Origin of the sequence: Methylobacterium sp. J-001, assembly GCF_022829565.1 — a bacterium.
In the GTDB taxonomy this organism is placed as follows: domain Bacteria; phylum Pseudomonadota; class Alphaproteobacteria; order Rhizobiales; family Beijerinckiaceae; genus Methylobacterium.
On record NZ_JAKSYN010000082.1, the window covers coordinates 21,363 to 29,534 of the forward strand.

At 65.1% G+C, this 8,172-nt stretch carries 6 protein-coding genes; 5 read left to right on the forward strand and 1 reads right to left on the reverse strand.

Translation table 11 applies throughout. The annotated features are described in order from the left end of the window. Positions 1–38: 38 nt before the first annotated feature. Entirely contained in the window at positions 39–1,307 is a 1,269-nt protein-coding gene (locus MKK65_RS09110; protein WP_243957161.1) for an MSMEG_0569 family flavin-dependent oxidoreductase, read from the forward strand. A 651-nt stretch (positions 1,308–1,958) separates the two neighbouring features. Beyond that, positions 1,959–2,930, forward strand: a complete 972-nt coding sequence (locus MKK65_RS09115) for a transporter (protein ID WP_243957163.1) — start codon at positions 1,959–1,961, stop codon at positions 2,928–2,930. 606 nt (positions 2,931–3,536) lie between these two features. Here MKK65_RS09115 and MKK65_RS09120 read toward each other — a convergent pair. Next, positions 3,537–4,442 (reverse strand): helix-turn-helix domain-containing protein, encoded by a 906-nt coding sequence (locus MKK65_RS09120; RefSeq protein WP_243957165.1) that lies wholly within the window; start codon positions 4,440–4,442, stop codon positions 3,537–3,539. A 256-nt stretch (positions 4,443–4,698) separates the two neighbouring features. Here MKK65_RS09120 and MKK65_RS09125 point away from each other — a divergent pair, with 256 nt between their 5' ends. Genes MKK65_RS09125 through MKK65_RS09135 form a run of 3 tightly spaced genes read left to right on the forward strand, consistent with a single transcriptional unit; the run spans position 4,699 to position 7,774 of the window. Continuing rightward, a complete protein-coding gene (locus MKK65_RS09125; RefSeq protein WP_243957167.1) occupies positions 4,699–5,862 on the forward strand; it encodes an NADH:flavin oxidoreductase/NADH oxidase in 1,164 nt (387 codons plus the stop codon). Between the two features lie 51 nt (positions 5,863–5,913). Next, on the forward strand, positions 5,914–6,177 hold the full coding sequence (locus tag MKK65_RS09130; RefSeq protein WP_243957169.1) for a DUF485 domain-containing protein: 264 nt from the start codon (positions 5,914–5,916) through the stop codon (positions 6,175–6,177). A 13-nt stretch (positions 6,178–6,190) separates the two neighbouring features. Next, positions 6,191–7,774: a sodium:solute symporter family transporter gene (locus MKK65_RS09135; RefSeq protein WP_243957171.1), complete on the forward strand. Its 1,584-nt coding sequence runs from the start codon at positions 6,191–6,193 to the stop codon at positions 7,772–7,774. The last annotated feature ends 398 nt before the right edge of the window (positions 7,775–8,172 follow it).

An 8,172-nucleotide genomic window follows, 5' to 3' on the forward strand; every position in this document is an offset into this window, starting at 1 on the left:
CCCGGAGCCTCCCCTCGAACCATCGCGGAGTTAGAGCCATGACGTCCACGCCCCGTCACGTCCCGGTCGCCATCGTCGGCGGTGGCCAGGCCGGTCTCTCGGTCAGCTATCACCTGAAGCAGCGTGGGATCGATCATCTCGTCTTCGAGAAGGCATCCGCGGCGCACACGTGGTCGAGCCAGCGCTGGGACACGTTCTGCCTGGTCACGCCGAATTGGCAGTGCGACCTGCCCGGCCATCCCTACGACGGGCCGGATCCGGACGGGTTCATGAAGAAGGACGAGATCGTCGCGTACCTGAAGGGCTTCGTGGCGAAGGTGAACCCACCGCTCCGCGAGGGTGTCGCGGTCACACGCGTCGAACGGCGCGACGACGGTGTTTTCTCAGTGAAGACCTCGGACGGCGACTACACGGCGAACGAGGTCGTGGTCGCCTCGGGCGGCTATCACACCCCGATCATCCCGCGCATGGCCGAGAAATTGCCGGGGTCGGTCACGCAAATTCACTCGAACCAGTATCGCAACCCGGCCCAACTGCCGGAGGGCGAAGTTCTGGTGGTCGGCTCAGGTCAGTCCGGCGCGCAGATCGCCGAAGACCTGCATCTCGCCGGCCGCGCCGTGCATCTCGCGGTGGGCGACGCGCCGCGCTGCGCCCGGTTCTACCGGGGCCGCGACGTCGTCACCTGGCTCGCCGATATGGGCTACTACGAGATGACCGTCGACAACCATCCGCTGCGCGACGGCGTCCGCGACAACACCAATCACTACGTGACCGGCCGGGACGGTGGCCGGGACATCGACCTGCGCCGCTTCGCCAAGGAGGGCATGAAGCTCTACGGTGTGCTGGAAGATTTTGCCGACGGCAGCCTACGTTTCCGCGACAATCTCAAGCGTTCACTCGACGGGGCCGACCGCACGTACAACGGCATCAACGCGGCCATCGACAAGTACATTGCCGAAAACAACGTCGATGCTCCGGTGCAGGCGCACTACACCCCCGTTTGGGAGCCGGGCGAGCCCATCACCCGTCTTGCCCTCGAAGGCTCCGGCATCACCGCGATCGTCTGGTGCATCGGCTTCACGCCGGACTTCCGATGGCTCGACGCGTCCGTCTTCAATGGCGCGGGAAACCCCAAGCACAAGCGCGGTGTGACGCAGGAGGTCGGCGTCTCCTTCATCGGTCTGCCCTGGCTGAATACTTGGGGCTCGGGCCGCTTCGGCGCGGTCGGCCGCGATGCCGAGTTCGTCGCGCAGACAATCCAGACACGTCTCGGCGCCGAGCGGTTCGCCCTGAAGTTCGCCGTGTAGGTGAGGCGCTCCCGACGCGGCAGCTGGGACGGCACCGATAGCTGCCTCAGCCGGTGTTTGAGACAGCCTCGGCATCGCGTTATCTCGGGTGCGGGTTGATCAAGCCTCGAAGCTTGATGCCACGCGGCCGCTCACCTGCGCGTAGGAGAAGGCCGGCGAAGCTGCCCTTCAGGCGTCGTGGCGTTGGATTGTCCCTCCAGCATGCTGCCCGCCCCACATGAGATATGCCGAACCTCTGCGTAGACGATCTGTTGAGGAGCAGGCCGCGGAAAGCTCTGGGACACCGCTCATGAGAGTTGATCGCTCAAGCGCCCGATAGAGGCACGGCGGAGATCTAAGCGGTCCTCCTTGCTCGCATTTCCTAGATGTCACAGTCGTGCGAGCGAGCTCCGGCATGTTTCGATCTGGCCGCCGACAAGCGTGCTTTCGCAGCAACATGAGCGCGCGCCCTCGTATCGATCGTCCTTTTTGCAGTAGACTCAAAGTCAAACAATGACACACTCATAGTCGTTATGGAAATGCGTACAAATTGATCGCGTTTCCATACAACTAAGACGCTGAAGTCCAACAAAACAACCGATCGGTATCTGCGCCGGGGCTTTCCGGCGAACGGGAACGCTCGGCCTGCGCCCGGCAAGAAGGGGATTGAGGATGCTGAACAGGATCACGGCAACGCTCGCAGGCGCTGCGGCCGTCGCGCTGAGCGCGACGGCCGCCTCCGCCCAAGCCACAACGATCCCGGGCGAGCAGGTCGGCCTCGCCGCCGGCGCGCCGTTGCCCGAGGGCCTCTACGCGGTCGATACCTTCATTTACCGTCGCACCGATCAGCCCTTCTCGCCCGACACCGCGATCAACGTCCCGTTCCTGCTCTGGTCGACCCCGCTGACACCTTTCGGCGGCCGCATCGAAGCGCTCGTCGCTCAGCCCACCGTGTTCGCCTTCACCCGCAACGGCGCCGGCCAGCGAAACAAGGATATCTCGATCAACGTCGGTACCCTCCTTGCCGGCATCTGGGCGTTCGACCTCGGCAACAATTTCGGCGTCAGTTTCCTGGGCGGCGTCCACTTGAACGACCTCGATGCCGGCCGCGGCTCGCTCGGGACCGGCTTGGCTGGCACGCCGGTGCTGCCGCAGTTCTCTTCGAACACGTACAGGTTCGGCGTCGCCGGCAGCTACACCGGCGACGGCTGGAACATCACCGCCAATCTGACCGGCAACGTCTACGACACGCCCGGCCGCTTCGGTGGTCCCGTCGGTGCAGCGATCGGTCCAATCCGCCTCTCGGATGCAATTCTGCTGGATCTGACCGCCACGAAGAAGTTCGGCAACTTCGAGATCGGCCCGGTCGCCTACGGTGTCTACAACTTCGACACCAGCCAGTTCAGCGCCGCGAACGGCAATCGCGGCCGCTTCGCCGTCGGCGGCCTCATCGGTTACGATTTCAAGGCCTTCACCGTTCAGGCGTATGTGGCACGCGACGTGGTCACCGGTGCCCAGTACACGAACGCGCTCGGCCGGACCCGAGACAACTACTCGACCGACGGCTTCGTCCGCTTCGTCGTCCCGCTCTACACCCCGCCGGCGCCGGCTGCGGTGGTAGCCCCGCTGGTCCGCAAGGGCTGACGTCAAGCGCTCATCCACCACGATCCGTACGCGGCCGTGGTGCACACGGAATCGAAGTGGAAATCCTTCCCAGGGTCCACGCTTCGATAGGGGCCGAGCGGCCCGGTCTCAACAGCTAAACCCGCTCGGCCCCGCTGGCACACGGGGATGGTACAAAGTTGCCGAAACGACCGCCGCGACAGAGGCTGCGGCCCTGTACCAAGTAGACTGGATTCATCGATTAGTTTTGGCCGCAGTACTTGGACAGCCAACGCCCGCTTTGCTTGGAAATTCTTCCGATACTAGCCATACCGATATCGGCCAAACCCGGTCGACCGCGTGGCTCTTATTGTTGCCGTCCTGCCCCTCTCTGCGCGACCGGGAGCAAACAACGGGCCTGCATGTTCGACAACGGCCACATGATCCACGAGGGACGGGTTTCGACTCTACGAATGTACCCAACCCCTATGCGAGAGTTCATGGGGCCAGTATTCCAAGATGCTTGCCATCAAGCCGCATTTTTCCGCGAGGTTTTCATCGTTGGGACGTACTAGAAAGATTCAGCAGGCCCGCACAGATCCTGCAGGTTCTGCAGCCCAGATTGCTGTCAAAATTCGCATCTCCAGATCAGGATTGTCCGCAGACCCTATAACTCTTCGGTGTGAGTCCCGTCACCCGGCGAAACGCTGTCGCTAGATGGCTCTGGCTTGAGAAGCCCGTATCCAGCGCGATCGAGGTAACGGTCAGATCCGTCGAGAGGAGCAGGTTTTTGGCCCGCTCCACCCGGCGTGACAGCACGTATTGATGGACCGTCGTGCCCCATTGCCGGAGACAGGCGCGGGACAAGGAGCGTGAGGATACACCGACCTCGCCCGCGATGGCCTCGAGGGATAGATCGTCGGCAAGGCGGTCCTCGATCAGGTCGCGGACGCGCCGCATCTCGCCGCAATCGAGAACCTGCCTGTCTGGCTCCCGCCGCGATGAGCGACCGTTGGCTGTGTAGATCCGAACGAGTCGCACAACCATGGCGTGGACCAACTCGTCGACGTAGAGCGCCGACGAGGGATCCGGCTCCTCCCGCATGATCTCCAGGATAGCCAGCGCCAACTGCTCCAAGAGCGGGTCGGACGTCCCGAGCGGCACGTCGAGCTCGACCTGGGAGGCGGCTGCGCTCCACATCTGGCGTGCGGTCTCGTCGATCAATCCCTGGCGGAGATGCATCGCCAGCATCTCGGAGCGCCCCCGTCTCTGCCATTCGCTCTCGTCATGGGCCGGGATCAGGTGGAACTGGCGGGGACGCAGGGTGCGCGTTTCGGTCGTGCCGCCGCGCCCGATGCGCCGGCGGATCTGCGCGGGACGATTGACGCAGTAGCCGAGGCAGGGGTTGCCGACCGGGTCGAGTGTCCCCGTCCAGGGCTCTACGGCGACGTGCTGCGCGTGGATGTCCCGCCACCCCCGCCCCGTGCTGCGGGCCAATGCGATGTTCTTCGGCCAGGAGCCGATGTCACGCGTCTGCATCGTCGTGACCGTCATGTCCTCAATCTCACTGACACGCCCCGCCGGCGCATCCTTGCCTGACGATGTCCGGAATCTGTTCGAACCCGGCGTGAATTTGGAAGAACGCTCTCAGAGGCTAAGCGCAGTCTAGCGCTCGAACAAGTCATCGACCGAGAAGATACAGGCATCCAGCCGCCTGTTCATCGGCAGTATTGGCTTATTTTTCGAGCAGATCGCTCGCTTCTCCGGCAGGATGCTCGACCGGACGGGGTGGGCGGGGAGACCGAGCCCGATGTCCTCACTGTTCAGCGAACTCCGGGTTCGCGACGTCACGCTGCGCAATCGCATCGCGGTCTCGCCGATGACCCAGTTCTCGTCGCCGGACGGCCTCGTGAACGACTGGCACCTGGCGCATCTGGGCTCAAAAGCGGCAGGGGGCGCCGCCCTCGTCGTGGTGGAGCAGGCGGCCGTCTCGCCGGAGGGCCGCATGTCCACCCAGTGCGCCGGTATCTGGAACGACGAGCAGAGCGAGGCTCTGGCGCGCATCGCCCGCTTCGTGGCGTCCGTCGGGGCGGTCCCCGGCATCCAGCTCGGCCACACGGGCCGCCGGGGCTGCGTCGAGCCTCCGTGGAAGGGCGGCGGCCATCTACCGGACGACCATCCTGACGCGTGGGAGATGATCGGCCCCTCCGCCGACGCCTTCGGCGGAGCCATGCCGCGGGTCCCGCGCGCCATGACGCACGACGATATCGCGACGGTGACGCGCCAATACGCCGAGGCCGCGCGCCGCGCGCGGGAGGCCGGCTTCCAGTGGCTGGAGATCCACTGCGCGCACGGCTTCCTGCTGTCGAGCTTCTTCTCGCCCCTGGCCAACCGGCGCACCGACGCATACGGCGGCGACTTCGCCGGGCGCAGCCGGTTGCTCATCGAGGTCTTCGAGGCGGTACGCTCGGAATGGCCCGAGCGGCTGCCGCTCTCCATGCGGTTCGGCGTGACGGAGTTCGCGCCCGGCGGCCAGACCATCGACGAGTCGGTCGAATTGGCCCGGCTGCTCGCCCCTCGGGGCCTCGACCTCGTAGACGTTTCCTTCGGCGGCAATTCGGGCCGCGCCCAGACGCCGTGGGACGAGGAGGGGTTCATGGTCCCGGCGGCGCAACGCATCCGGGAGGAGGCGGGGGTCCTGACCGCTGCGAACTGGAACCTCGCCGATCCCGTCTTCGCTGAGGCGATCGTCAAGGAAGGTCAGGTCGACCTCGTCATGCTCGGCCGGCCGATGCTCGCCAACCCCCATTGGCCCGTCTACGCGGCGATGGTCCTCGGCGAGGCGCGTCCCTACGACATGCTGCCGGTCCAGTTCAGCACGTGGCTCAACAAGTATCAGCGTAGCCGCGTCAACAACGGCTTCGGCCGCGTGGTCGCCGACGCTCCGGGCGATGCGCCGAAAGCTGCCGAGTAACCCTCGATCTCACCCCTGTTCGTCCCACTGCTCTGAGCCGGAGTGCGACTGATGCCTGTCCAACGAACACCGACCGCGGCGCCGAACAACGACGTGCCGCAAGCCCGCCTCGGCTGGATCATGGCCGCCATACAGACGCTGATCTACGGCAGCTTCATCGGCACCTTCATCGTCTCGCCCGCCACCATGACGCGGCCGATCGCACCCGGGATGGCCGTGACGGTCGGCACCGTCGGCGGTCTCCTCGCCATCCTGTCCACCATGATCCTGACGGGGCTCTACGTCCTGCTCGCCAACCGTCTCACCGCGCGCTGAGGAGGCAGACACCATGCGAAGGTCCATTCTTGCCGTCTCACTGCTCCTGAGCGCCACCGCCCCAGCGCGCGCGGCCGAAAGCGGCGGCCTCAACACCGCAGCGATCGGAATGTTCGTCGGCATTGTTCTCGTAACGTTGGGAATCACCTACTGGGCGGCGCGGCGCGCCCATTCGGCCGACCAGTTCTATGCCGCGGGCGGTCAGATCTCCGGCTTCCAGAACGGCATCGCCCTGGCCGGCGACATGATCTCGGCCGGCGCGCTCCTCGGGCTTGCCGGTCTGATCTGTTCCTCCGGCTTCGACGGCCTGATCTTCGCCGTCGGCTACGCGACCGGCCTGCCCTTCGTCGTCTTCCTGGTAGCCGAGCGGCTGCGGAAGCTCGGGCGCTACACGGTGGCCGATGTCCTGGCGACGCGCTTGTCGGAGACACCGATCCGCATCTTCACCGCGATCGCGACCCTCATCATCGTGATGTTCTACCTCATCGCCCAGATGGTCGGGGCGGGCCAGTTGATCCGGCTGCTGTTCGGGCTCGATTATCTCTATGCGCAGATCCTCGTGGGCGCGCTGATGATCTGCTACGTGATGTTCGGCGGCATGGTGGCGACGACCTGGGTTCAGATCGTCAAGGCGGCGCTGCTGCTCACGGCTGGCATCGCGATCTCGCTGCTCGTCCTGGCCAAGTTCGGCTTCGACTATAATACCCTCGTCGCCCGGGCCATCGCAGTGCATCCAAGGCACGCTGCGATCATGATGCCGCAAGTCTATTCGGGGAGCGTCTGGCAATCGGTCTCACTCGGCATGACACTGATGCTTGGGGCGGCGGGCCTTCCGCACGTCCTGATGCGCTTCTTCACCGTCCCGGACACCCGTGCGGCCAGGGTATCGGTCTTCTGGGCCGTGATGTGCCAGAGTGGTTTCTTCGCGCTCATCTTCGTGATCGGGTTCGGAGCGCTGGCCATCATCGGCGGAGATCCGGCCTATCTCGACGCCAAGGGCGCTATCCGTGGTGGCGGCAACATGGCCACCGTTCATCTATCCCACGCGCTGGGCGGCGACACGCTCATGGGCCTCGTCTCCGCCGTGGCCTTCGCCACGATCCTGGCGGTGGTCGCAGGGTTGACGCTGACGGGCGCATCGGCGGTCTCGCACGACCTCTACGCCCGCATCATTGGCCGGGGCCGGGCGACGGAGCGCAGCGAGATCCGGGCCTCGCGGCTCGCTACCGTCGGCCTCGGCATTCTGTCGGTGCTGCTCGGCATCGCCTTTCAGACCCAGAACGTCGCCTACATGATCAGCCTCGCCTATGCGGTGAGCTGCAGCTCGACCCTGCCGCTTCTGATCCTGGCGCTGTACTGGGGCGGGCTGACGACCCGGGGTGCGATCGCCGGCGGCGTGATCGGCCTCGTCGGCGCCGTCGCGCTCACAGTCCTCGGGCCACCGGTCTGGGTGAAGGTGCTCGGTAACGCCGCTCCGATCTTCCCGCTCGATCCCCCGACCATCGTCACGATGCCGCTGGCGTTCCTCACGGCCTTTGTGGTCTCGGTCATGGATAGGAGGCCGGCATCGGCGTCGGCCATATCCCCCGCGGTCTGATACCGATCTTGCACGGCCTTAGCGTTCTCGACTGATGCGAGGCCACGTCGGACGCCCGCGATCTGTAACCAAAGCTGTAATTGGTAAGTGTGCCCTTGAGGGAGCTGGGTACGTCCGCTTCACCGGCGCGACTTTCCCAAAGCGGAACTTCAGTTATCGGCCAGACCACGTCACGTCGGAGCGCCATCGCGCGCAAGACCGGACGTTCGGCTTGGCACCCATCTCAGTCATTCAGGCAGCTCAGGCCGCTTCTCCATAGCAGATGGGGTGGATGGCTCCCGCTCCGACTGACGGCATCTCGGTGCCAAGATGTGGTTGCTGTCGAAGCAGCAGCTACGCAGATGTAGGAGCCATCCCCATGGAGATCACCACCGTCGGCATCGATCTGGCCAAGAGCA

Excerpts from the sequence above, each read along its gene's own strand:
- MKK65_RS09110 (WP_243957161.1), top strand. The coding sequence starts at position 39 with ATGACGTCCACGCCCCGTCACGTCCCGGTCGCCATCGTCGGCGGTGGC.
- MKK65_RS09115 (WP_243957163.1), top strand. The coding sequence starts at position 1,959 with ATGCTGAACAGGATCACGGCAACGCTCGCAGGCGCTGCGGCCGTCGCG.
- MKK65_RS09120 (WP_243957165.1), bottom strand. The coding sequence starts at position 4,442 with ATGACGGTCACGACGATGCAGACGCGTGACATCGGCTCCTGGCCGAAG.
- MKK65_RS09125 (WP_243957167.1), top strand. The coding sequence starts at position 4,699 with ATGTCCTCACTGTTCAGCGAACTCCGGGTTCGCGACGTCACGCTGCGC.
- MKK65_RS09130 (WP_243957169.1), top strand. The coding sequence starts at position 5,914 with ATGCCTGTCCAACGAACACCGACCGCGGCGCCGAACAACGACGTGCCG.
- MKK65_RS09135 (WP_243957171.1), top strand. The coding sequence starts at position 6,191 with ATGCGAAGGTCCATTCTTGCCGTCTCACTGCTCCTGAGCGCCACCGCC.